This window comes from Blautia hydrogenotrophica DSM 10507 (genome assembly GCF_034356035.1).
Classification (GTDB): Bacteria; Bacillota; Clostridia; order Lachnospirales; family Lachnospiraceae; genus Blautia_A; species Blautia_A hydrogenotrophica.
This window is the reverse complement of sequence record NZ_CP136423.1, coordinates 1,813,008-1,835,251: the sequence shown is the minus strand read 5'-3', so window position 1 is coordinate 1,835,251 and position 22,244 is coordinate 1,813,008. Positions and strand designations below refer to the sequence as shown.

Here is a 22,244-nt window from a genome sequence, read left to right as displayed (position 1 = left end):
AGAATAGCAAAACTGCAAAAGAGCAGAACAGAGAGGAAGATATCTATGCCAAAAAAGAGCATCAGAAAATATCAAGTACTGCTGGCAGGAGCTTTCGCCATATTTTTTACCGGTTTTCCGCATATTTGGTCGGTTTATCAACCATATGTCATGGAGGATGTAGGGTGGACAAGGGGGCAGACTTCCCTATGTTTTTATATTTATTTTGTGGTCTTTGTAGGTGGAAATATTCTAGGTGGACGGCTTCAGGACCGATACAGCCCTAAGGTTTCCATCGTCTATGGAGGAGGAATTTTCACAGCCAGTCTACTGGCAGCGGCCTTTTGCCTGCGCCCGTCACCAATAGGGATGTATCTGACCTACGGTGTGATGCAGGGAATCGGACAGGGTATGATTTATTCTACCATTATCTCTACGGCCCAGAAATGGTATCCTAAAAGTCCTGGTTTTGCGTCCGGGGTGATTGTCACAGCAAATGGTCTGTTTGGCTTTTTTATGGCTCCGCTGTGCAAAAACTTATTGGAACAAGTAGGCATTCAGAAAAACCTTCTGTTGGTCGGAGCCCTTGTAGGGCTTTCATGGATTTTAAGTGCTGTGTTTGTGGACAATCCGCCTGAATGGAGCGAAGTGTCCTCTGCCAAGAAGGAAGAAGAAACTCTCTCCTACTGTGCGAACCAGATGGTGAGAATGCCCCAATTTTACTTCCTGACACTCACTATGTTTTTAGGGTTGATTCCCTATATGTTGATGTCTCCTCTAGCACAGTCGATTCAGACTGATCGAGGAATCTCCGTGTCCACGGCGGTTGCGGCAGTCATGGCAGGATCTGTCTGCAACGCTTCTGCCCGTCTGGTTGTTCCCACTCTCGCAGACAGGTTTGGGAGGATTCTCTGTGTAAAAGTTGTGCTTGTCGTGACCGGAGTCTCTATGGTCCTGCTGGCGACGGCTCCGGTCTCAGTGATCCCGGCAGCCATTGTGTTAGTCTATGGTTGTTATGGAGGAATTATGGGAAGCTTTCCTTCTCTTTGCAGCAGAATATTCGGAATGCGTCATTCCGGGGAAAATTATGGTTATGTGATGCTGGGTCTGGCGGCAGCGACACTGTGCGCCCCACTTATTTCTGGTTTTTTCGAGAGTACAAGAATCAGTGGTGAAATCTTCTGGGCAGGAGCACTCAGTAGCCTTTTAGGACTTCTCTCTTTGTCTGTGCTAAGAAGAAAGCTTTGAAAGAATATGCACAAAGTGGGCAGACTCTTTTGCCTCTCCACTGGGATGGAGAACAGCAAGAAGATCTGCCCACTTTGTTTTAGATTAAAGAGTATCTCTTTTTTTGATGTATCCTGGCTTTTCAGGGGCTGAGACGATTTCCTTGACACGGATTAATTTCGCGTCTCTGTCTACCACCTGGTTTTCCACGTGGACCCCTTTTCCGATCACCACATTCGGCAGGATGACACTGTTTTTTACGACAGCCCCTTCTTTGATGACACAGCCGCGTCCGATAACAGAATTTTCTACGGTACCCTCAATCAAGCATCCATTGGATACCACAGACATTTTGACGTCAGCATTTTCAAAGTACTGTGTGGGACAAGAGTCGTTGGTTCTAGTATAGATAGGCCAGTCATCACTAAAAAGTGTGGTCGCATTTTTAAAATCAATCAACGACATGTTGGCGTCGTAATAGCTCTTAAAATCGGAGATTGCCGCGAAAAAACCGCGGTGAGAGACCCCTCGGATATCTAGTTCAGAACACTCGCTGCTGACTACCTCTGCGAGAGTGTACATGGAAGAAAGACTCTTTGCCTTATGTATCAGTTCGATGAATAGTTCTTTTTTCATCACATAGGTATCCATGAAAATATGTTTGTTCTTAGCATTTCCATGGTTTTCCTCGATGGACAATACTCCTTTTTGTCGGTTCAAGTTCAGCGTGTTGCAGTTTAGAAATGCTTCTTTGGCATTGTCCACAGAGTGGTATAATAGAGTGATATCGGCTTCGGACTGTAGATGAGTCTGAAGCAGGCTGTCGAAGTTCATGGAATAAATCATATAGCTTGGGGCCACGATCACGTAAGGGTAGGGTTCTTTTTCGATGTCTTCCATGTTTGCCAAAAAGGCGGAAATATCGTTGTTGTAGATGTCATTGTTCAAGCCAGTCTCAGAAAATAGTACCTGCAATTTTCCGCGTTTGGAGTTGATATTGTAGTGACGGCCGGTTCCCAAGTGCTCCACCAAAGACCGCGGTTTGCGCCGGATGTACACCTGTATATGGTCGATTCCGCTGTTGCTCATGTTGGATACCGGGAAATCAATGACCCGATATCTTCCGAGAAAGGAGAACGCTCCGATCGGACGATAGGGCTGCAGCCCCTCCACCCATATATTTCTGCCAGAAAAATTTACAATTCCAAATGCTTTTGACATATCATTCTACCCCCTTTACGCGTTTCGCGACAAGCTCAATGTGTTCGCTGTCCGGACAGCCCACAACTGCCTGTCTACCTATTCTGACTTCATCAGCCACGAGCGCGCGTTGAACGACAGCGCCTTCTTCCACGATGACTCCAGGCATCAGTACACTGTCGATGATTTTGGCGCCGGCTCCGATTTTCACACCGGTAAACAGCACGGAGTTTTTTACTTCTCCGTCGATAATGCAGCCCTGTGTAATAAAAGCTCTCTTGATGTCTGCGCTAGGTCCGATATAGTGGGGAAGAGTGGTCGCGTCTTCGGTATAGATTTTCCAGGAAGGGTCGTTCAAATCTAGTTCATTGTTTTTATCCAGGAGGTCCATGTTTGCTTCCCACAGCGAGTCGATAGTCCCTACATCTTTCCAGTAGCCTTTAAATTTATAGGCACATAGTTTTTTTCCGTCAGAGAGCAACTCCGGGATGATGTCTTTTCCGAAATCATGGGAAGACTCTGGATTCTTCATATCGGATAGAAGCATCCTGCGCAGAAGTTTCCAGTTGAAGATATAGATTCCCATGGATGCCAGATTGCTCTTTGGATGCTCTGGTTTTTCCTCAAACTCCATAATTTGTCCGTTCTCATCCGTATTCATAATTCCGAAACGACTGGCCTCTTTGAGCGGCACTTCGATGACAGCGATCGTAGCGTCGGCCATGTTTTCTTTGTGGTATGCCAGCATTTTGGAGTAATTCATCTTATATATGTGGTCTCCAGACAGAATGAGAATGTATTCCGGTGAAAACGAGTCGATGAAATCAATATTCTGTGAGATGGCATCGGCGGTTCCTCTGTAGACATCCAGATTCGCGTCTGCCTTTTCACGAGGTGGAAGTACGTAGACGCCGCTGTCTTTCGCATCCAGACCCCATCGGCGGCCGGCAGCTACATAGCTGTTTAGCAAGATGGATTCGTACTGTGTCAGGACCCCCACGACGTCGATCCCACTGTTCGCACAGTTACTGAGCGGAAAATCGACAATGCGGTATTTTCCACCATAGGAAACGGCGGGTTTTGCCACTTTTTTGGTGAGCTCATGCAGACGAGTTCCACGTCCGCCGGCCAAAATCATCGCTAACATGTTATTCTGTTTCATAGCGATCCCTCCCTTTTGATTTGTCGAGTATATTATATATTTTTTTCGTCTTATTTTCCATAGGTTTATACAGATATTGTTACCAATTTGTAATAAGTCAGGGGTATACTGAGTCCATCAACAAAAAACAGGAGGATGACAGATGAAAATTTTAGAGACGAAACATTTGAAAAAATATTATGGTTCTGGCAACGGCCAGGTAAAAGCCGTAAATGATATCAGCATCTCAGTGGAAAAGGGAGAATTCGTGGCGATTGTAGGAACCTCCGGGTCTGGAAAGACTACTTTGCTGAATCTGTTAGGGGGGCTGGATTATGCGGACAGTGGAGAGGTCATCATTGACGGACAGTCGCTGCTGAATATGGATGAGGAAGCCAGAACGGTTTTTCGCCGCAGAAAGATCGGCTTTATCTTTCAAAATTACAATTTGGTTTCCATGTTGGACGTGTATAAGAATGTGGTTTTGCCTATCCGTCTAGACGGGAATAAGCCAGATCGGGATTTTGTCATAAAAGTCCTGGAGCTTCTCGGTCTGACGGATAAGATACGTCAGCGGCCGAATCAGCTCTCAGGTGGACAGCAGCAAAGAGTCGCCATTGCAAGGGCTCTTGCGTCAAAGCCGGCCATTGTCCTGGCAGATGAGCCTACTGGAAATCTGGACAGCAAAACTAGTCAGGAGGTAATCGGATTGCTTCAGATGAGCAGTCGGGAATTTCATCAGACCATTATCATGATTACCCACAACGAGGAGATTGCTCAGATGGCAGACCGCATTATCCATATCGAGGACGGTGGTGTCGTGGGAGGTGTTCAGTGATGTATGAGAACAGCAATAAGGACGTGCTAAGAGAGCTGACCCAGGACAATTATCGTTCTCATAAGACTCGCAATCGTCTGGGAATTATGGCTATCGCTCTTACCACAATTTTGATCACTGCCGTCTTGACAGTGGGAATTAGTGTGACTACCACAGCGTTGAATTATGGGGAGTCTGCCCCAGGGCCAGGAAGTATCGGCAGCATCGCGGGCACAATGGAAACAAAAGAGCAGATTCAGAAACTTCCAAATGTGGTGAATGCAGATTATATCGCCAAATGCAGCCGTCTGTCTCTGAGAAACAACGAGTTTACAGGCATGTCGGTCTATCTGATGGCTGCCGAACAAAGCTATTATGACCACAATTACGTAAAGTTGGAGGAGGGACATTTTCCAGAAACTCCTCAGGAAGTCATTCTCTCGGACAATATGGTCAAAAAGCTGGGGTTGAAGGAACCGATTGTGGGCAACAAGGTGACTTTGCACACGATGATCCAAGAAGGCAAAGAGACTGTGGAAAAGAAATTTACATTCACAGTCTGTGGATATTTCAAAAATCCCTTAATCAATATCGCGAACGTCTATGATGAAATTTATACGAGCATGGATTTTATTCCTCAGTATAATCCGGAAATCCAGAATGCTGACCAGAATATCTATGTCAAAGTGAATGATCTAAATCCGCTGTTGATGAAAACAGATGTCATACAGAAACTGGAAGGAATCTGTGACGCTGTGGGAGCAGAAGGGTACACTACGAAATATACGTCTACGATGTCAGATATGTTTGCTGGGATTATCCCTGCTTTGCTTTTTGTACTTTTTATCATCCTGAGTGGATACTTTTTGATCTACAATGTTTTTTATCTGTCTGTGACGGCGGATATCCGCTGGTTCGGAATGCTGAAGACACTGGGAACTACTGCGAGACAGCTGAAGAAAATTTTGATGGCCCAGATCAAACGTCTGGCAGTGTGGGGAATCTGTATCGGCGTGGTGCTTGGATATGTGGTAGGAGATTATCTGGCGCCGGGGCTGATGGCTCAGACGATCTATGAACCCTTTTATGAGGCCCCTAATATGCTTTTAATTTTCTGTGCCGGGGCAGTGTTCTCTTGGATCACTGTCTATATCAGCGCTCACCGTTCTTTGAAAATCGCATCCCGGATCTCGCCAGTGGAAGCGGCCAAATATACACCAAAAAAGAGAAAGAATCTCTTTACGATTCTTTCTTTCGCCTTAAGTGGAATCATGTTCATGGCAGCGTCTAATGTGACTTTGGGGTATTCCGTGGACAAGATGATTCAGCGCTATAATATGGATGATATGCGACTGATTCACGAGGGGTCCATGTGGGTTTCGAATGAATCCTATCAGCCGATACAGCAAAAGACAGTGGAGGAGATAAAGAACCTTTCGTTTGTGAAAAACGTGGATGTGATCTATGTAGGGCGAAGTATGGAGTATGAGTTCTACGGCAGTGACGGACAGGTATACTATGATGAGTCTAAGGTGGAAGTCAAACTTCAGGGAAAATTGGAAGAGGTGGCAAGGGACCTGAAAGAGTCCGGGATACTCTCGGAGGATGATTTCAATGAAGAAAGAAACTCTGTCCGGCTTAAAATGAAGGGACTGCCGTCAACCCGTCTAGAACGGCAGATTCCTTATGTGGATGTGTTGGAGGGAGAACTGGACGCGGAAAAATTTGCCACGGGCGACTATGTCTTGTGGGAAAAAAGGGAGGGGGTAGAAAAGAATGCTGTTCACGCTGGGGATTCCCTGGATTTGACTGTCTATGACGGAGAAAAGGATTCTTGGCAGTCTAAGACTGTCACGGTGCTCGCCGTGGTCTGTGACACAGATATGTACGGAACAGGGGATATCGGCTACAGCGACCTGATTGTGCCTGTGAACAGCTTTCAGGAATTACTTCCTTCCTACGACAAAATGATTGGCAGCGTGCAGATTCAGACCGAAGGAGAACTCACCAAAGAAGAGGCAGAACAGATCACCGCCATCTATGAAAAAGAACATTTTACACAGGCTATGGTAGAGGACTGTTTTTCGGATAGGGGGGATTTTGAGTCTCAGAAACATACCATGTCCTTGATCGGCATGTTCTTGGCGTCTCTGTTTGGTATCATCGGTCTCTCTAACATGGTCAATACTATGACTTCAGATGTGTTTTCTCGAAAGATCGAGTTGGCCACCATGCAGTCTATCGGAATGACGAAGCGACAGCTGTGGAAGATGCTGTTTTTAGATTCCCTCAGATTTAGTTTGATCTCCGTGGCAATTATGCTTCCAGTAGGAAGTACCCTTTCCTACTTTTTGTCAAATTCACCGCTGTTTACAGGTTTTAGTCTACCTACATTTTTCATTAGCACAGTGCTCTTGATGGCTGCGGTGGTTGCGCTGTGTGTGCTGCTGACAGAGATTTTGGTCCGGGTACTGAACAAAAAATCTGTGGTTGAAAGATTGAGAGAAATTGAGTAAAATCAGTATATCGAAGATGAAAGTTTGGTGTTTGTAAAAAATGAAAGGATCGACGATATACGAGAATGAAAAAGTGCTTTTTGGCATATGTGTGGCAGAAGTCCTTCTGGGAGGAGGGACTTTCTGCTTTTTTCTGATTTGTCCTCAGTGGATTTTGGTGATTTTTGCTGTGTTTTTAGCCTGTACGCTGGGAAACTTTATTCTGGGATTTCGTAGGATAAGAAGACAGGTCAACCGTACGATGGAACTGGTAGACGATACCATTGAACAGCTTATTCTCCACCATGAGTGTAGATATTTTGAGGAGAATGAGGACAATTTACTGGGGAAATTTCAAAGTCAGATCGTGCGTCTGTATCAAATCCTGTCTTCTTATGAAGAACATGAAAAGAGACAAAAGGAACAGCTAGAAGAATCCATCAGCGATTTGGTTCATCAGATTAACACTCCAATCGCGAATCTACAATTATATTCGAGCCTACTTGAACAGGAAGAAATCACCTGTGAGGAACGGAAAGTTTTTTCAAAGAATATCCGAGACCAGGCGGATAAACTGGAATGGCTGGGAGAAAACTTTTCGAAGATATCACGGCTAGAGCATGGGATGATCTGTTTACGTCCTTCTATTGGAAAGCTCTTGCCAGTGGTATTGGCGGCTGTGGACGAGGTTGCTTTGAAGGCAAAGGGGAGAGAACAGGAAATCCGACTGTTAGGAGATCAGTGTTTAGAAGCTTGGTTTGACCCGAAATGGACGGAAGAAGTGTTTTTTAACTTGCTGGACAACGCTGTAAAATACAGCAATCCCAAGAGTGTCATTGACATCCGGATAGAAGATTACGAGATGCATATCAGGGTGTCAGTGATCACGAGAGGACAGCTACCTGGAAAAGATGAGATTCCTAAACTGTTTCAGAGATTTTACAGAGGAAAAAACGCTGGAAGGGCTGAGGGTGTAGGCCTGGGATTGTATCTGGTCCGAGAGATTATGAGAAATCAAAAGGGATATGTGAAAGTTAGTACTGACAAAAAAGAAGAAGTTACTTTTTCCGTGTCTTTTAGGAAGAATGCGGAAGAAACTGGGACTGCTGTACAGGGAAATTCCTCATTGCAGCGTGCGCATCCTTTGTGATAAAATAACCAAAGATTCTACCCTCAGTGGACAAAGGAGAGCGTACATGACGAGAATACTGTTGGTGGAGGATGATTTGCTTCTGAGCGAAGGAATCTCCTATGCATTGAGAAAAGAGAGTTATCTGGTGGACTGTGCAGATTCCATAGAAAAAGCCTGGGAGTGTCTGAACAAGGGCCCTTCTCTGGTTTTGTTGGATGTCAATCTACCGGACGGGGACGGGAGGGAGTTTTTGAAAAGGCTTCGGTCGGCAAATAAAGTACCGGTTGTTTTTTTGACTGCGCGGGACAGTGAAAAGGATATGCTCGAAGGATTTGACGCGGGTTGTGATGACTATATCACAAAACCATTCCCTATTTCGGTTCTGTCTAGAAAAATTGGGCTGCTTTTAAAGGGCGTTGCCTATCTGGACAAAAGTCTGTACTATCAGGGAGACTTTGTCTATGACTATGCAAAAAAGGAATTGACGATTCAGAACGTACCGGTGAAGTTAACTGCCACAGAGCTGCGGCTTTTAGAATACTTTCTCAAAAACAGAGGGCAGGTGCTGACCAGGGAGCAGATTCTGGAAAATGTCTGGGACTCCTATGAGAATTTTGTGGATGAACGCACTTTGAATGTCAATGTGCGCAGACTGCGAGAGAAGATTGAGAAGGATCCGAAAAACCCTCGGTATATTGTCACGATGTTTGGTATTGGATACAAGTGGAAGGAAGCATAGAGCTGTGTTTATCGAATACATGTTTGCGTTTTGAGGATTTCTGTGCTATGATAGTTTCGGTTAAAAGGAAAATGGCGATGAAGAAGAGAGATCTATGGCTGATCGCTGGGGCGATTTGTCTGGCTCTGGCAGTTTTTTTGCTGCGGGAGACCTTTCAAAAGACGGGTGATACCATTGAGATCACTGTGGACGGTGAACTCTATGGAACTTACTCCCTAAAGGAAGATCAGACAATTTTGATTAATGATACAAATACCTGCCAGATTCAAAATGGGCAGGCAAAGATGATTCAGGCAGACTGCCCGGATCATCTTTGCATGAAACAAAAAGCAGTTACAAAAGAGGGCGGGACAATCACTTGCCTTCCGAACCGTGTGGTGATTCAAGCAGGGCAAAGCGCAGACGGCGCAGTAGACACAGTGGCAGGTGTGATATGGTGAGAAAAGCGGCATTTATGGGATTGCTTTCGGCGCTTGCGATTATTCTGGGCTATGTGGAGACACTTCTGCCTGTCTTTGTGGCAATACCTGGCATCAAACTTGGACTCGCGAATCTGGTCACGGTCTTTTTGCTGAAGCTTTATGGCTGGAGGGAAGCGGCTGTGGTTTCAGCCGTGCGGATTCTGGTCATCGGTTTTTTGTTTGGGAATCTTTTCGGGATTGCTTATAGCTTCGCCGGAGCAGCGCTGAGTCTTTTGGTTATGACGCTGTGCCATCGCTTTCAAGGATTCAGCACGGTGGGAATCAGTGTGGCGGGCGGTATCAGCCACAATTTGGGCCAGTTGGTGGTTGCGATGTTGATTGTAGAAAATTTGAGTCTGATGTACTATTTTCCAGCACTTTTGGTGTCCGGTGTCATAACTGGATTTTTAATTGGAGTGGTCAGTCAGCAGGTATTACATAGGATAGGGACGGTATTTCAAAGATGATTGCGTTTATGAAGGGGACACTTGCAGGGATAGAAGAGACGAAGATTTTGTTGGAACACGATGGGATCGGCTACGAGATTTTTATTCCCATGGATGGGAGGGTGGATCGCCTGTATACGGGTCAGGAGCTGATGGTACACACTTACCTTCATGTGAGGGAGGATGTTCTTCAGCTCTACGGTTTTCTGACGAGAGACGATCTGGAGATTTTTCGTCTTTTGCTTGGGGTCAACGGGGTTGGTCCCAAGGCTGCGCTGGGAATTTTGTCTGCGATTTCAGCAGATGAGTTGCGTTTTGCTGTTCTGGCAGAAGACATTAAGACGATCTCAAAAGCGCCAGGAATTGGAAGAAAGACCGCTCAAAAATTAGTGCTGGAACTGAAGGATAAACTGAATCTTCAGGATGCTTTTGAAAAGAAGCTGGAGCATGAATACTCCTCTTCGGCAAGTCAAGAGATCACAGATGCCCGTCAAGAAGCAGCGGAGGCTCTTACTGCCCTGGGATACGGCAGTACCCAGGCGTTGCAGGCGGTGCGTAAAGTGGATGGATGGGAGAAAATGGATGTGGAGACACTGTTGAAAGCTGCATTAAAGAATATGTGATGGGATGACTATGGATAAGAGAGTGATAACCACAGAGGCTATGGAAGAGGATCTTCGCTTGGAAGGAAGCCTGCGTCCCCAGTCTCTGAGTGAATATATCGGTCAAGAAAAGACGAAAAAGACGTTGAAAATATATATAGAGGCAGCCAGGCAAAGAGGAGATGCCTTAGATCACGTACTGTTCTATGGCCCTCCTGGTCTGGGAAAGACGACGTTGGCAGGAATCATTGCCAACGAGATGGGTGTGCACATGAAGGTCACTTCCGGGCCGGCGATTGAAAAACCGGGGGAGATGGCGGCTATTTTAAACAATTTGCAAGAAGGTGATGTTCTCTTTGTGGATGAAATTCACCGTCTGAATCGCCAGGTCGAGGAGGTTCTCTATCCGGCGATGGAAGACTATGCGATTGATATTATGATTGGTAAAGGCGCCTCTGCCCGTTCCATTCGGCTCGATCTCCCTAAATTTACGCTGGTGGGAGCCACCACCCGTGCAGGTCTGCTGACAGCCCCGCTGCGTGACCGCTTTGGAGTGATGCACCATCTGGAATTCTATACGGTCTTAGAGCTCACCACCATCATTCTGCGTTCTGCACAGGTGCTAGAGGTGGAGATCGAGCCAAAGGGAGCACAGGAGATCGCGAAGCGTTCCCGTGGGACTCCAAGACTTGCCAACCGTCTTCTAAAACGGGTGCGTGATTTTGCCCAGGTGAAATATGACGGCAAGATTACCTTAGAAGTCGCTCAGTTTGCCTTGGATTTGCTGGAGGTTGACCAATATGGATTAGATCAGGTGGACCGCAGAATTCTCAAGACACTGATTATAAATTTTCAAGGGGGGCCTGTCGGATTAGAGACTCTCGCTGCTTCTGTAGGGGAAGATCCAGGGACGGTGGAGGATGTCTATGAGCCGTATCTTTTGCAAAATGGTTTTCTGAGCCGCACACCGAGGGGAAGAATTGCCTCGGACTTGGCGTACAGGCACTTGGGGATTGAGAAATAATTGTTGTTTTTTGACAGAATTCGATTATAATAGAGATAGATTCTATTCAGAAAAAACTGGCAACGGTTTGAGAGATATATTTTGCTATACAGAAGAAAGAACCACAGGAGGCTTGTACTATGGCTACAAAAAACACAGCACAAGTGCTGATAGGCGGAAAAATCATCACACTCAGCGGCTATGAATCCAAAGAATACCTGCAAAAGGTAGCTTCTTATATGAATAATAAGCTTGCAGAATTGAGTGAACTTCCTGGTTATTCCCGCCAGCCGATGGAGACGAAGCACACACTGCTCTCTTTGAACATCGCAGATGATTATTTCAAGGCGAAAAAGCAGGCGGAAGTCTACGAACAAGATTTGCAGCTGAAAGATAAAGAGATGTATGATTTGAAACATGAATTGATCTCACTTCAAGTACAGATCGAGAACAGCAAAAAAGAAGAAGTGAGCATTGATGAAGAGAAAGCGAGGCTAGAAGGGAAGATCGCCGAGCTGGAAAAAGAGCTGAATGAGCTGCTGAGCGAGTAAATGAGGGGGGGATTGCTTCGGTAATCCCTTTTTTATGTAATAGGAGAGACCTTGTCACGCTAATATGTGAAAGCTCCTTCCTATTACAAAAACGCTCCGCTAAGGATGCGCAACCGCAATAAGGAATTTCACCGCGAGGCGGTGTTGCGGCGGCGCGCAAAGTGGGACGCGCCCCTCAAAGATTGAGAGAATGGGGGACTAAAGTGGGCTTGCCCACTTTGTTTTCGCAGGAAAGGTTGGATGGATATGGTTGAATTATTGGCCCCCGCAGGGTCCTTGGAGAGTTTTTATGCCGCGTTAGATGCCGGAGCAGATGCCGTGTACGCGGGCGGGAACTTGTTTGGAGCGAGGGCGTATGCGAAAAACTTTACACAGGAAGAATATTTAGAGGCAATCCGCCATGCGCACAGTAGGGGAAAGAAATTGTATATGACTGTCAATACTCTGTTGAAGAACCGGGAACTGCAAAGAGACCTCTATGACTATCTGCTGCCCTATTATGAGGAAGGACTGGACGCGGTGATTGTGCAGGATATGGGCCTGCTTCGTTTTGTGCAGAAATATTTTCCGGGGCTGCCTATCCATGTGAGCACCCAGGCGACCGTCACAGGGCCAGAGGGAATGCGTTTTTTCCAGGACCAGCCGGGAGTGACAAGGGTTGTACCCGCCAGGGAGCTTTCCTTGCAGGAGCTTCAAAAAATGCATGAAGTCTGTTCACTGGAGATTGAGACTTTCATCCATGGGGCTTTGTGCTACAGCTATTCCGGCCAGTGTCTGTTCAGCAGTCTGCTGGGAGGACGAAGCGGAAACCGCGGTCGCTGTGCCCAGCCCTGCCGGCTTCCCTACCAGGTTCATTTGGAGGACGAGCGCTGGAAGACCAAAAAGGAAATCTGCCCCCTGAGTCTGAAAGACATCTGTACTTTGGATATCCTGCCAGAGATTCTAGAGGCAGGGGTCACTTCGCTGAAGATAGAGGGCCGCATGAAAAAGCTGGAGTACACACAGGGCGTTGTGGCCGTCTATCGAAAATATTTGGACCGGTATCTAAAAGCTCCCGGTGAGTATCAGGTAGACAGCAAGGATAGGAGGATGCTCTTAGAACTGTTCAATCGGGGTGGTTCGTGTGATGGATATTACCGCAGACACAATGGAAAATCCATGATGGCTTTCACAAATGACAAAAAAATTGGACGGGCCGACTTGGAAGTTATAAAAAATAAAGAAAAAGTTAAGGGCAATTTAATACTATATTCAGACAATCCTGCTATACTGGAACTGGAATATGCGGGATGCAAGCTCTCAGTCCAAACCGGGGAGGTTCAAAAAGCACAGAATCAGCCCATGACAAGGGAGCGGATTTTGACACAGATGCGAAAAAGTGGGAATACTCCATATATTCTAGAACCTTTGACGGTTGTGATGGAGGAGGAAATTTTTCTTCCAGTTAAGACACTAAATGAATTACGGCGCCTTGGCTTTGAGACTTTGCAAGATCAGTTGGCGGCAAAAGCCCGGCGACAGCCAGTGCCGCGGCCGGATTGGAAAGCGAAGGAAACACAGAGATTACAGAATTCTTCTGAGAATGTGTTATTCTTTTATGCATCCTGTGAGACGAGAGAACAGTTTTCTGTCTGCGAGGCGTCCCCTGACATCTGTGGAATTTATGGGAATTATCCGGAGATTCTAAAATGCCTGGAGAGGGGAAATCCCCAGAAAAAAGAACTCTTTTTGATGTTTCCTCATGTGGAGAGAATGAATATCGGTGAAGAGTTTTCCAGGGAGAGCTGCGAGAGACTTTTGAGATTAGGGCTTGACGGCTTTTTGGTGCGCAGTCTTGAGAGCTTCGCACGGTTAAAAGAGTATGGATTCGCGCCGCAGTGTGTTTTAGACAGTTCTGTGTACACCTGGAATGGGATGTCCCAGGAGTTTTGGTACCGGCAGGGAATCCTAAGAGATACGGTTCCTCTGGAGTTAAATTGTCGGGAACTACTTCACAGAGATAATCAAAAAAGTGAACTGCTGGTCTATGGATACCTGCCTTTGATGCTGTCTGCTCAGTGTGTGCAAAAGAATCTAGGTGGGTGTAACCGAAAAAACTCTTTGGTTCGTCTCAAAGACCGCTATGGAAAAGTATTTCCGGTTCAATGCCATTGCGACGGCTGTTATAATGTGATCTATAACAGTCTGCCTTACGGGCTTGGAGAGGAATCCGCACAGGTAAAGCAGCTAATGCCAGCTTCTTTGCGTCTGTCATTCACACTGGAGGGCGAAAAGGAGACCAGGTGGCTCGTCTCGGAATTCACAGATAGATATTGCAGAGGAAAAAAAACTCGGCCCATGGAGATGACCAAGGGGCATTTTAAGAGGGGAGTAGAGTAGGTGACATCGTGATTAACGTAATCGTAGAACTATCAAAATATCTTATATTGGTGCTGATGATTCTCTATACTCTTCAGTGCTTTAACATGTTTCGGATTAAGGACGCTCAGGATCGCCGTCATCTTTTGGCAAAACAGGTGATGCTGATGTTTTTCATGGATTTGACCGCGTTTACGGTGATTTACCTGAATACCTTGGACTTTCGTGTCATCCAGTATTATTTGGCGATCACCGTGTTTTTTGCGGTGCTTCAGATTCTATACAGGCTACTGTACAAAAAAGCGTCTCTTCTTTTGATAAACAACATGTGTATGCTGTTAAGCGTAGGATTCATCATCCTGTGCAGGCTGGATATGACAAAAGCGGTGCGCCAGTTTGTGATCGTGGCCGCAGGGTCTGCCATCGCATTGATTGTGCCGATCTTAATCCGCAAGATGAGGTTTCTGCGCAAGCTCACCTGGGTTTACGCGGGAATTGGAATCTTTTTGCTGGGCGTGGTGCTGGTTATGGGAATGACTACTTACGGGGCCAAGCTATCTATCATGGGAGTGCAGCCGTCGGAGATCGTCAAAATCACCTTTGTCTTTTTCCTGGCGGCGCTTTTGCAAAAGGATACCTCGTTCAAAAATGTGGTGATCGCAACGGTCATAGCCGGGGCTCACGTCTTGATTTTGGTTCTGTCCAGAGACCTCGGCAGCGCGCTTGTGTTCTTTGTCGGATATCTGGTGATGGTATATGTGGCCACAAAAAATCCTGGGTACCTGGGCCTGGGGCTTTTGGGCGGAAGCGTCGCCTCCGTCGCGGCCTATTACCTGTTCGGGCATGTGCGCCAGAGGGTGGTGGCCTGGAAAGATCCCATGTCCGTCTACGATCAGGAAGGATACCAGATTGTGCAGTCGCTTTTCGCGATTGGCACCGGAGGCTGGTTTGGGATGGGCCTGTGCCAAGGGGCCTCGAAGGGCGTGCTTCCGGTAGTAGAGGAGGATTTTGTCTTTGCAGCCATCTGTGAAGAGCTCGGCATTCTGTTTGCCATCTGCCTGATTTTGGTCTGCATGAGTTTCTTTTTGATGGTGGTGAATATTTCACTTCAAATCAAAAACAATTTTTACAAGCTGATCGCCCTTGGTCTTGGAACAGAGTATGCCTTTCAAGTTTTTCTCACCATCGGCGGAGCGACAAAATTTATTCCTATGACTGGAATTACTCTGCCGCTGGTCAGCTACGGAGGCAGCTCTGCAATGAGTACGATCATCATGCTAGCGATTATTCAAGGATTATATATATTGAGAGAGGACGAGGATGAGGAAATTGAGGAAAAGAGACAAAAAAGACAACCACAGGCAGGAAGATTTCCTACCGAGAGAGAATCTCGAATATCCAGATACCCAAGATACCCAGGCTAAAAAAAAGAAAAAAAGACGTTCCCGCAACCGGGAGTTTACGATCATCTCTTACTTCTTTGTGGCGATTTTCGTGTCGCTGATTGGCTATCTGGTGTACTTTAATGTAGTAAAAAGTGAGGATTTTATCAACAGTCCTTACAATACCCGTCAGGATACCTTCGCGGACCGAGTCGTGCGGGGACAGATTTTGGACTCCAACGGGGAAGTTTTAGCCAGAACAGATGTGGACGGTGAGGGAAATGAGACACGTGTGTATCCATACTCCAATATCTTCGCCCATGTGGTGGGATATGCCTCTCAGGGAAAAAGCGGGCTGGAATCAGAAGCGAACTTCCAGCTTCTGACTTCCCATGCGTTTTTTCTGGAGCAGCTGAAAAATCAGTTTCAGGGAAAGAAAAACCAAGGTGACAATGTAATCACTACTCTGAATGCAAATCTGCAGCAGACTGCCTATGCGGCTTTAGGAGATCGAAGGGGAGCGATTGTAGTGATGGAACCGTCCACCGGAAAAATTCTGGCGATGGTGGTGAAACCAGACTTTGACCCTAACACGATCGATGCAGATTGGGATTATCTGATTAATGACCCCAATGACAGCCGCCTTTTGAATCGGGCTACCATGGGGCAGTACCCGCCTGGCTCCGTCTTTAAGATTGTGGATGCCCTCGCTTATTACCGAGAGCATGGAACCTTGCAGGATTTCAGCTATCTGTGCCAGGGAAGCATCACCGTGGACGATCATACGATCCCCTGTTACGGTGGAGCTGTCCACGGACAACAGGATTTTGCTGCCGCCTTTGCCAATTCCTGTAACTGTGCTTTTGTGCAGATGGGACTTGACATTGGTGGGGATATTCTCAGAGATACCAGTGAAGATTTATTGTTCAATAAAAAACTACCGCTTACGATGTCTTATAAGAGGAGCAGCTTTTCTCTGACGGATGACTCGGGAGCTCCGCTGACTATGCAGACTTCTATTGGTCAGGGAAATACGCTTGTGTCGCCGATGCATATGGCATTGATTACCTGCGCGATTGCAAATCAAGGGGTACTCATGAAGCCGTATCTAATCGACCGGGTAGAAAACTATGCGGGAGAGAAGGTCAGCAGCAACGAACCAGAGTCCTACCGTACGTTGATGACCAACAAAGAGGCGAACTTGCTGTCAGATTTGATGACTGGGGTAGTTAATTCCGGAACGGCTAGTGCATTGAGCGGAAGATCTTATACTGTTGCGGGAAAGACAGGCTCTGCGGAGTATAACGAGGCAGGAGATAGTCACGCCTGGTTTGTGGGCTATAGCAATGTGGCTGCTCCAGACATCGCTGTGAGTATCATTGTAGAAGGCGGAGGTACTGGAGGTGCCGCAGCAGTTCCCATCGCAGGACAAATTTTTGACGCCTATTATTACAATTAGCTTACCTGGCTGAATCGACCAATTTCCGTAACAGTTCAGCCTGTCACTATTCCGCGAGGCGTCACGCTGCATTTGCAGCGTGATCCCGAGGACTGCAGGTGCCAGACTGCGATTCTCGCAGTCTGTGTGCATGCATTTGTGACAGTGAAGCCGAAAGGCTGAACTGTTACCAATTTCCTTCTTATTGGACAGTGTGCCCTTGTCAACTGAGGGTAAAAAGAGTTATACTAGAACCAGACAGCAAAACACACGCAGGAGGAATTGCACTATGATAGAAGCAACGAGCTGCGGCGGTGTAGTGATTTATCGCGGAAAAATACTGGCTCTCTATAAATCTTATAAGAATCGGTATGAAGGCTGGGTACTCCCTAAGGGCACTGTGGAAGCTGGGGAAGATTATGAGCAGACGGCTCTTCGGGAAGTGAGAGAGGAAGCTGGTGTTCGAGCGTCGATCGTGAAGTATATCGGCAGCAGTCAGTATAATTTTACGGTTCCAGAAGATATGGTCAACAAGGAAGTGCACTGGTATCTGATGTCAGCCGAGAATTATCACAGTAGACCTCAAAAAGAAGAGTATTTTGTGGATTCCGGCTATTATAAATTCCATGAAGTCTATCACTTGCTGCGCTTTACAAATGAAAAGCAGATTGTTGAAAGAGCATATCATGAGTACTTGGAATTGAAAAGAGCTAATCTCTGGGCGAGACGGAAATACTATTAGAAAAACTTTCCAGGCATCACGTTTAGAATCAGTCCAATAGGGCAAGCTTAATTATGAAAGTAGTAAAGGATGGAGAATCTTGAAGTGGTATCACAAATTGTATCTCAGCGATTCGGCCAGTAAGCATGCGCGTCGTACAATCTATAAACTAAAACATGGAAAATTTGCTCCGGGCTACTATCTGATCACCCTGTCAGATCACCCGGATCATCTCCTAGAAATCATTGGAACCGCATATCTGGTACAGAGACCCCTTTGGGAACTCTGTCCCATGGTTGTGGGAATCGCCAGATATAAAGAAGAGGCATTGGAGCTGACACAGAGAATTCTGTTGGAAACCTATGAGCATAGAGGGGATTTTCAGGTAAAAGAATATTTACAGGACAGGTGAGGGCATGCTACATATTCTTTGGTTAATCATAAAATGTATATTGATTCTTCTTGGAATTTTAGTGGCTTTGTTCCTCTTAGCACTGGCTCTTGTACTGTTTTGTCCTCTCTGTTATCAGGGCAAAGCGCAAAAAGACAGCAGCAAAACGGCTGTGTATGGAAAACTCACATGGTTGTTTTGTGCAATTTCTTTGGAGATCTCGTATAAAAATAGAGAAGGCAGCGCCTTTACTGTACGGCTTTTGGGAATACCAGCAGATAAATGGAAAGCCTATTTTGGCAAGCTGCACCCGAGGAAAAAGAAATCCTCTCTTCCTTCTGATCGAGAAGAATTGTCGCCCGCTGAGAAAACTGGGATAGAATTCAGGGAAGATACACAGACTAAGGACAGCGGGAAAAAGAAAGAGACTGCTTGGAAGCATGACGGTCCCTCATCATCGGACAATGAGAAGAGACGCTGGGGACTGACCGAGAAGATCAAAGGAGTTTTCTCAAAAATAAAGCATTCGTTGCTTAGTGGATGGAGAGCCTTGAAAAAGTTTTTGAAAGCGGCGAGGTCTCTATGCGAAAAGACACAGCAGCTTAAGGAATTTCTTAAGGACGAGAGAACGAGATCAGCCATACAGCTGATATGGAAGAATTTGCGCAGACTGCTGCGACAGATCTGGCCTCGAAAAATCACCGGCTATGTCCATTTCGGTTTGGAGAATCCGGCTGCAACCGGGCAGCTTTTAGGTTTGTTGGGAGTCACCTGCCCGATTCACAAAAACAAGATTTCTGTCTTTCCTGATTTTGAGAGGGAGATTTTCGAGGGAGAGCTGTACGCGAGGGGCAGAATTTATGGGGTTGTGCTTGCCGCCATCGCCTGGGAATTGTACCGGAATCGGGATTTAAGGACGGTAATCCAAAAGATGAGAAAAGGGTAAAACCATTCACATAGCTCTGTCTGAGAGAGCATTACATGGAAACATAAGGAGGACAATGCCATGTCTACAGAAAATAATTTTAAGGAAACTATGAAGTCACTGTTTCAGGGAATGGACAGTTACGTATCCGCAAAGACAGTAGTAGGGGATGCCATCCACATAGGAGATACGATCATTCTTCCACTGGTGGATGTGTCGTTTGGAGTAGGAGCGGGAGCTTTTACCCAGGAGAAGAAGAATAACGGAGGCGGTGGACTGGGCGGAAAGCTGACCCCCTGTGCAGTACTTGTGATACAAAACGGAACCACCAAGCTGGTAAATATTAAACAGCAGGATGGTTTGACGAAGGTGTTGGACATGGTTCCGGACTTTGTCAACAAATTTACTTCCGGTTCCTCAGAAGAGGCTGCTGTGAAGGAACCTGTTTTTGGCACAGAAAAAGAGGAGTGCTCATCCGAAGAGTAGCCACATATATTAGTAGTAAAAGATAAGAGAAAGAAGTGCCATTTTATCTATGAACCGTGTGGTAGGATTTGCCTTGTTTTTCATAGGCGTCGGAATTGTGATCGGACTTCTGGCGCCGAAATGTCTGGTGATGGCACTCATTGCGGCCTGTTGCCTTTTGGCAGGATATCATTTATTCTGCTGTTGAAGGATTGGATTCTCAGTTTATATAAAATATCAAAGAAGCCGCTGCAAACAAAAACCCTCGGGATTTTCATTTGCAGCGGCTTCTAGCTTATCATGCAGAAAACAAACGGACACGTCCGCTTTTTCTGTACTCACTATGCTCTCTCAACTTTTCCGGATCTCAGACAAGAAGTACAAACGTACATTTTTTTTGCAGCTCCGTTTGCTGTCTTAACCTTCACAGACTTCACATTGGATTTCCACATCTTATTTGATCTTCTATGAGAATGACTCACGTTGTTTCCGAAATGAGCAGCTTTTTCACAAATTGCGCACTTAGCCATGATAGCACCTCCTTGACGCTTTTTTCAACAAGAACCATTTTAACAGAATGAATATGCTTTTGCAAGCGAAAAAGTAAAAAAATTAATATTATTATTTCATTTTTCATGAAAAGAGGTTATAATACAGACATACGCAAATGACTTGTGATTAAAATCTGCATTGTAAATTAAATAGATATGGAGGTATGTGTTATGAACGGACGTATCGATTCTGGCCTGGGCGCCATCATCATCGACACAGACGTGATTGCTACTTATGCTGGCAGTGTCGCGGTGGAGTGTTTCGGCATCATTGGCATGGCTGCTATCAGTATGAAAGACGGCCTGGTAAAACTGCTTCGCAGAGATAGTTTAAAGCATGGAATCAATGTGAGGATAGAGGAAGACAACCAGATCTGTCTCGATTTTCATGTTATCGTGGCCTATGGTGTCAATATCGGTACCATCGCAGAGAATCTGCAGAGCAACGTAAAATACAAAGTAGAAGCGTTCACCGGAATGAAGATCAAGCAAATCAACCTTCTGGTGGAAGGTGTTCGCGCGATAGATTAGTTGAAGGAGGATACTTGTGGTGAATAAGAATACCATAGATGCCAGTGTGTTAGCGAAGATGTTTCTGGCAGGAGCGAAAAATCTGGAGGCAAAAAAAGAGTGGATCAATGAGTTGAACGTTTTTCCAGTGCCTGACGGAGATACGGGAACCAACATGACTTTAACTATCATGGCTGCGGTCGCCGAAGTCAGCCAGATTCAAGATGTGACTATGGAAAAATTGGCCAAGGCTATTTCTTCGGGCTCTCTGCGAGGTGCCCGCGGGAATTCGGGAGTGATTCTCTCCCAGCTTCTAAGAGGGTTTACCCGAAGTGTTTCTAAACACGAAACTTTAGACACGATTGCCATTGCTGCTGCCATGGAGAAGGCAGTAGAGACAGCCTATAAGGCTGTTATGAAACCCAAGGAAGGTACGATTTTGACTGTCGCAAAAGAAGCTGCGGCAAAAGCGATGGAGATTGCGGACGAGACTGAGGATCTACAGATATTTTTCGAGGACATTTTTACTCATGCTCAAAATACGTTGGAGAAAACTCCTGAGATGCTCCCCGTCTTAAAAGAAGCCGGCGTCGTGGATTCTGGTGGACAAGGTCTGATTGAGGTATTTCGCGGTGCGTATGATGCATACCTGGGTAAAGAGATCGACTATAATTTTGACACTCCGTCCTCTGCTGCAACGGTGACAAAGATTACCCCTCAGGCAGAGGCGGACATCAAGTTCGGCTACTGTACAGAATTCATCATCATGCTGAATGAGCCGATGCCGGAGGAAGAGGAACACCATTTCAAGGAGTTCTTAACTTCCATTGGAGATTCCATTGTCCTGGTGGCAGATGATGAGATTGTGAAAATTCATGTGCACACCAACCATCCAGGCCAGGCAATTGAGAAGGCGCTGACTTATGGTGCGCTTTCCAGGATGAAAATTGACAACATGAGGGAGGAACATCAGGAAAAGCTGATTAAAGATGCCCAAAAGCTGGCTGCAATCCAGGCGGAGGAGGACAGACATAGAACTCCCCGCAAAGACGTGGGCTTTATCAGTGTATCCACGGGTGATGGAATCAAGGCAATTTTCCAGGATTTGGGTGTGGATTACCTGATTGAAGGTGGCCAGACGATGAATCCGAGTACGGAAGACATGCTAAATGCCATCGACAGAGTGAATGCAGATACGATTTATATTTTTCCAAACAACAAAAATATCATTCTCGCCGCAAATCAGGCTCGGGATTTGACAGAAGATAAGAAGATTGTTGTGATTCCCACCAAGACAATTCCTCAGGGAATCTCCGCAATGATCAGCTATGTCCCTGAAAAATCTTTGGCGGAAAATGTAGAGGCTATGACCGAAGGAATCGAGGCGGTGAAAACCGGACAGATCACCTATGCAGTCCGCGATACTAGATTAGATGAAAAAGATATCCATCAAGGGGATATGATGGGAATCGGTGACAAGGGAATTTTAGCAGTGGGAAAAGAAGTGGAATCGGTAGCCCTGGATACTATCTCTCAGCTGGTAGACTCGGATTCTGAAATTATCAGCCTATATTATGGGGAGGAGACCTCCGAGGAGCAGGCTAAGGAGCTGGCAGAAAAACTGGAAGAGCTGTATGGTGACTGTGATGTCGAGGTGAACTATGGTGGACAGCCGATTTACTACTATGTGATTTCTGTGGAATAGTCTGT

23 protein-coding genes are annotated in these 22,244 nt (G+C 46.1%); 20 read left to right on the top strand and 3 right to left on the bottom strand.

The features are described from left to right. The first annotated feature begins 45 nt into the window (after positions 1 to 45). Positions 46 to 1,227: an MFS transporter gene (locus BLHYD_RS08560; RefSeq protein ID WP_050769861.1), complete on the top strand. Its 1,182-nt coding sequence runs from the start codon at positions 46 to 48 to the stop codon at positions 1,225 to 1,227. A gap of 84 nt (positions 1,228 to 1,311) precedes the next feature. Here the strand turns inward: BLHYD_RS08560 and glgD are convergent, their stop codons facing one another. Both glgD and BLHYD_RS08550 read right to left on the bottom strand, forming a co-directional pair. Then, on the bottom strand, positions 1,312 to 2,427 hold the full coding sequence (glgD, locus tag BLHYD_RS08555; RefSeq protein ID WP_005945786.1) for a glucose-1-phosphate adenylyltransferase subunit GlgD: 1,116 nt from the start codon (positions 2,425 to 2,427) through the stop codon (positions 1,312 to 1,314). Position 2,428: 1 nt separating this feature from the next. Continuing rightward, a complete protein-coding gene (locus BLHYD_RS08550) occupies positions 2,429 to 3,568 on the bottom strand; it encodes a glucose-1-phosphate adenylyltransferase (RefSeq protein ID WP_005945784.1) in 1,140 nt (379 codons plus the stop codon). A gap of 142 nt (positions 3,569 to 3,710) precedes the next feature. On the opposite strand from BLHYD_RS08550, the gene BLHYD_RS08545 reads away from it, so the two are divergent. The 17 genes from BLHYD_RS08545 to BLHYD_RS08465 all read left to right on the top strand — a co-directional run bounded on the left by BLHYD_RS08545 (position 3,711) and on the right by BLHYD_RS08465 (position 19,681). After that, positions 3,711 to 4,385, top strand: a complete 675-nt coding sequence (locus BLHYD_RS08545; RefSeq protein WP_005945782.1) for an ABC transporter ATP-binding protein — start codon at positions 3,711 to 3,713, stop codon at positions 4,383 to 4,385. After that, positions 4,385 to 6,880: an ABC transporter permease gene (locus BLHYD_RS08540; RefSeq protein ID WP_005945780.1), complete on the top strand. Its 2,496-nt coding sequence runs from the start codon at positions 4,385 to 4,387 to the stop codon at positions 6,878 to 6,880. The genes BLHYD_RS08545 and BLHYD_RS08540 overlap by 1 nt, the downstream gene beginning before the upstream one ends. Before the next feature lie 40 nt (positions 6,881 to 6,920). Beyond that, positions 6,921 to 8,009 (top strand): sensor histidine kinase, encoded by a 1,089-nt coding sequence (locus BLHYD_RS08535; RefSeq protein ID WP_005945778.1) that lies wholly within the window; start codon positions 6,921 to 6,923, stop codon positions 8,007 to 8,009. A gap of 46 nt (positions 8,010 to 8,055) precedes the next feature. Beyond that, the gene (locus BLHYD_RS08530; protein ID WP_005945776.1) at positions 8,056 to 8,730 is read left to right on the top strand and encodes a response regulator transcription factor; all 675 of its coding nucleotides are present in this window, start codon (positions 8,056 to 8,058) and stop codon (positions 8,728 to 8,730) included. 77 nt (positions 8,731 to 8,807) lie between these two features. After that, positions 8,808 to 9,170, top strand: a complete 363-nt coding sequence (locus BLHYD_RS08525; RefSeq protein ID WP_155799515.1) for a NusG domain II-containing protein — start codon at positions 8,808 to 8,810, stop codon at positions 9,168 to 9,170. Next, positions 9,164 to 9,658, top strand: a complete 495-nt coding sequence (locus BLHYD_RS08520) for a Gx transporter family protein (protein WP_005945772.1) — start codon at positions 9,164 to 9,166, stop codon at positions 9,656 to 9,658. The genes BLHYD_RS08525 and BLHYD_RS08520 overlap by 7 nt, the downstream gene beginning before the upstream one ends. After that, the gene (gene ruvA, locus BLHYD_RS08515) at positions 9,655 to 10,260 is read left to right on the top strand and encodes a Holliday junction branch migration protein RuvA (RefSeq protein WP_005945770.1); all 606 of its coding nucleotides are present in this window, start codon (positions 9,655 to 9,657) and stop codon (positions 10,258 to 10,260) included. The genes BLHYD_RS08520 and ruvA overlap by 4 nt, the downstream gene beginning before the upstream one ends. A gap of 10 nt (positions 10,261 to 10,270) precedes the next feature. Continuing rightward, on the top strand, positions 10,271 to 11,263 hold the full coding sequence (ruvB, locus tag BLHYD_RS08510; protein ID WP_021845761.1) for a Holliday junction branch migration DNA helicase RuvB: 993 nt from the start codon (positions 10,271 to 10,273) through the stop codon (positions 11,261 to 11,263). Positions 11,264 to 11,382: 119 nt separating this feature from the next. Then, positions 11,383 to 11,793, top strand: a complete 411-nt coding sequence (locus BLHYD_RS08505) for a cell division protein ZapA (protein ID WP_005945767.1) — start codon at positions 11,383 to 11,385, stop codon at positions 11,791 to 11,793. Between the two features lie 240 nt (positions 11,794 to 12,033). Then, entirely contained in the window at positions 12,034 to 14,172 is a 2,139-nt protein-coding gene (locus BLHYD_RS08500; protein ID WP_040350280.1) for a peptidase U32 family protein, read from the top strand. An 8-nt stretch (positions 14,173 to 14,180) separates the two neighbouring features. Next, positions 14,181 to 15,575 carry an FtsW/RodA/SpoVE family cell cycle protein gene (locus tag BLHYD_RS08495; RefSeq protein ID WP_005945763.1) on the top strand — a complete coding sequence of 465 codons (1,395 nt, stop codon included), beginning with the start codon at positions 14,181 to 14,183 and terminating at the stop codon, positions 15,573 to 15,575. After that, entirely contained in the window at positions 15,472 to 16,992 is a 1,521-nt protein-coding gene (locus BLHYD_RS08490; RefSeq protein ID WP_081447103.1) for a peptidoglycan D,D-transpeptidase FtsI family protein, read from the top strand. Before BLHYD_RS08495 ends, BLHYD_RS08490 begins: the two co-directional genes overlap by 104 nt. Before the next feature lie 268 nt (positions 16,993 to 17,260). Beyond that, the gene (locus tag BLHYD_RS08485; protein ID WP_005945759.1) at positions 17,261 to 17,713 is read left to right on the top strand and encodes an NUDIX hydrolase; all 453 of its coding nucleotides are present in this window, start codon (positions 17,261 to 17,263) and stop codon (positions 17,711 to 17,713) included. A gap of 79 nt (positions 17,714 to 17,792) precedes the next feature. Continuing rightward, positions 17,793 to 18,104 (top strand): hypothetical protein, encoded by a 312-nt coding sequence (locus tag BLHYD_RS08480; protein ID WP_005945757.1) that lies wholly within the window; start codon positions 17,793 to 17,795, stop codon positions 18,102 to 18,104. Positions 18,105 to 18,108: 4 nt separating this feature from the next. Continuing rightward, entirely contained in the window at positions 18,109 to 19,029 is a 921-nt protein-coding gene (locus BLHYD_RS08475; RefSeq protein WP_005945755.1) for a DUF2953 domain-containing protein, read from the top strand. Positions 19,030 to 19,089: 60 nt separating this feature from the next. Next, the gene (locus tag BLHYD_RS08470; RefSeq protein ID WP_005945753.1) at positions 19,090 to 19,494 is read left to right on the top strand and encodes a GerW family sporulation protein; all 405 of its coding nucleotides are present in this window, start codon (positions 19,090 to 19,092) and stop codon (positions 19,492 to 19,494) included. A 49-nt stretch (positions 19,495 to 19,543) separates the two neighbouring features. Beyond that, the gene (locus BLHYD_RS08465) at positions 19,544 to 19,681 is read left to right on the top strand and encodes a hypothetical protein (protein ID WP_005945750.1); all 138 of its coding nucleotides are present in this window, start codon (positions 19,544 to 19,546) and stop codon (positions 19,679 to 19,681) included. A 133-nt stretch (positions 19,682 to 19,814) separates the two neighbouring features. Here BLHYD_RS08465 and rpmB read toward each other — a convergent pair whose 3' ends face one another. Then, entirely contained in the window at positions 19,815 to 20,003 is a 189-nt protein-coding gene (gene rpmB / locus BLHYD_RS08460; RefSeq protein WP_005945747.1) for a 50S ribosomal protein L28, read from the bottom strand. 192 nt (positions 20,004 to 20,195) lie between these two features. Between rpmB and BLHYD_RS08455 the strand changes: the two genes are divergently transcribed. Both BLHYD_RS08455 and BLHYD_RS08450 read left to right on the top strand, forming a co-directional pair. Beyond that, positions 20,196 to 20,555, top strand: coding sequence for an Asp23/Gls24 family envelope stress response protein (locus BLHYD_RS08455; protein WP_021845764.1), 360 nt, complete (start codon positions 20,196 to 20,198; stop codon positions 20,553 to 20,555). Positions 20,556 to 20,574: 19 nt separating this feature from the next. Next, a complete protein-coding gene (locus BLHYD_RS08450) occupies positions 20,575 to 22,239 on the top strand; it encodes a DAK2 domain-containing protein (protein ID WP_040350372.1) in 1,665 nt (554 codons plus the stop codon). Positions 22,240 to 22,244 lie beyond the last annotated feature (5 nt).

Excerpts from the sequence above, each read along its gene's own strand:
- BLHYD_RS08545 (WP_005945782.1), top strand. The coding sequence starts at position 3,711 with ATGAAAATTTTAGAGACGAAACATTTGAAAAAATATTATGGTTCTGGC.
- BLHYD_RS08540 (WP_005945780.1), top strand. The coding sequence starts at position 4,385 with ATGTATGAGAACAGCAATAAGGACGTGCTAAGAGAGCTGACCCAGGAC.
- BLHYD_RS08490 (WP_081447103.1), top strand. The coding sequence starts at position 15,472 with ATGAGGAAATTGAGGAAAAGAGACAAAAAAGACAACCACAGGCAGGAA.
- BLHYD_RS08525 (WP_155799515.1), top strand. The coding sequence starts at position 8,808 with ATGAAGAAGAGAGATCTATGGCTGATCGCTGGGGCGATTTGTCTGGCT.
- BLHYD_RS08465 (WP_005945750.1), top strand. The coding sequence starts at position 19,544 with ATGAACCGTGTGGTAGGATTTGCCTTGTTTTTCATAGGCGTCGGAATT.
- BLHYD_RS08535 (WP_005945778.1), top strand. The coding sequence starts at position 6,921 with ATGAAAGGATCGACGATATACGAGAATGAAAAAGTGCTTTTTGGCATA.
- BLHYD_RS08550 (WP_005945784.1), bottom strand. The coding sequence starts at position 3,568 with ATGAAACAGAATAACATGTTAGCGATGATTTTGGCCGGCGGACGTGGA.
- BLHYD_RS08520 (WP_005945772.1), top strand. The coding sequence starts at position 9,164 with ATGGTGAGAAAAGCGGCATTTATGGGATTGCTTTCGGCGCTTGCGATT.
- BLHYD_RS08470 (WP_005945753.1), top strand. The coding sequence starts at position 19,090 with ATGTCTACAGAAAATAATTTTAAGGAAACTATGAAGTCACTGTTTCAG.
- BLHYD_RS08485 (WP_005945759.1), top strand. The coding sequence starts at position 17,261 with ATGATAGAAGCAACGAGCTGCGGCGGTGTAGTGATTTATCGCGGAAAA.
- BLHYD_RS08530 (WP_005945776.1), top strand. The coding sequence starts at position 8,056 with ATGACGAGAATACTGTTGGTGGAGGATGATTTGCTTCTGAGCGAAGGA.
- BLHYD_RS08475 (WP_005945755.1), top strand. The coding sequence starts at position 18,109 with ATGCTACATATTCTTTGGTTAATCATAAAATGTATATTGATTCTTCTT.
- rpmB (WP_005945747.1), bottom strand. The coding sequence starts at position 20,003 with ATGGCTAAGTGCGCAATTTGTGAAAAAGCTGCTCATTTCGGAAACAAC.
- BLHYD_RS08500 (WP_040350280.1), top strand. The coding sequence starts at position 12,034 with ATGGATATGGTTGAATTATTGGCCCCCGCAGGGTCCTTGGAGAGTTTT.
- BLHYD_RS08505 (WP_005945767.1), top strand. The coding sequence starts at position 11,383 with ATGGCTACAAAAAACACAGCACAAGTGCTGATAGGCGGAAAAATCATC.
- ruvA (WP_005945770.1), top strand. The coding sequence starts at position 9,655 with ATGATTGCGTTTATGAAGGGGACACTTGCAGGGATAGAAGAGACGAAG.
- BLHYD_RS08560 (WP_050769861.1), top strand. The coding sequence starts at position 46 with ATGCCAAAAAAGAGCATCAGAAAATATCAAGTACTGCTGGCAGGAGCT.
- glgD (WP_005945786.1), bottom strand. The coding sequence starts at position 2,427 with ATGTCAAAAGCATTTGGAATTGTAAATTTTTCTGGCAGAAATATATGG.
- ruvB (WP_021845761.1), top strand. The coding sequence starts at position 10,271 with ATGGATAAGAGAGTGATAACCACAGAGGCTATGGAAGAGGATCTTCGC.
- BLHYD_RS08455 (WP_021845764.1), top strand. The coding sequence starts at position 20,196 with ATGAACGGACGTATCGATTCTGGCCTGGGCGCCATCATCATCGACACA.